The sequence below is a fragment of the Pseudomonas sp. HY2-MNA-CIBAN-0224 genome, assembly GCF_040310285.1.
GTDB lineage: Bacteria > Pseudomonadota > Gammaproteobacteria > Pseudomonadales > Pseudomonadaceae > Aquipseudomonas > Aquipseudomonas helleri.
Window position 1 is genome coordinate 1 of record NZ_JBEOPQ010000180.1, and the last position, 451, is coordinate 451.

The window sequence follows — 451 nt, forward strand, 5'->3', positions numbered from 1 at the left end:
GATCTAGACCTTGATCAAGCCAACCAAGCGCTACAAGGAAAATCACCAGAGCAAATCGTTGAATGGGCACTCAGTCAGGCTAAAAACCCTATCATTACCACCAACTTCCGCCCTTACGAGTCGGCTATCTTGCATTTAGTTGCCAAGCAACGTCCTGATATCACCGTATTATGGGTAGATTCTGGTTATAACACGGACGCCACTTATTGTTTTGCTAATAAAGTGATCAAAGACTTAGATCTTAATGTCGTTACCTATATCCCTAAGCAAACGGCGGCGCATCGTGATGCCACGATGAATGGCATCCCAGGGATTGATAACCCACAGCATGATGAATTTACAGAACAAGTGAAACTTGAGCCCTTCCGCCGTGCGCTAGATGAGCTAAAGCCTGACGTTTGGTTCAACGCCATTCGTAAAGATCAAACCGAATTCCGCCAAGGTCTCGATG

The 451-nt window shown here is 45.9% G+C and carries 1 protein-coding gene; it reads left to right on the forward strand.

Annotated elements, in window-relative coordinates; translation table 11 throughout:
- Nucleotides 1-451 (forward strand): phosphoadenosine phosphosulfate reductase domain-containing protein (locus AAEZ03_RS25935; RefSeq protein WP_350582592.1); only part of this gene is annotated, 451 nt, incomplete at both ends.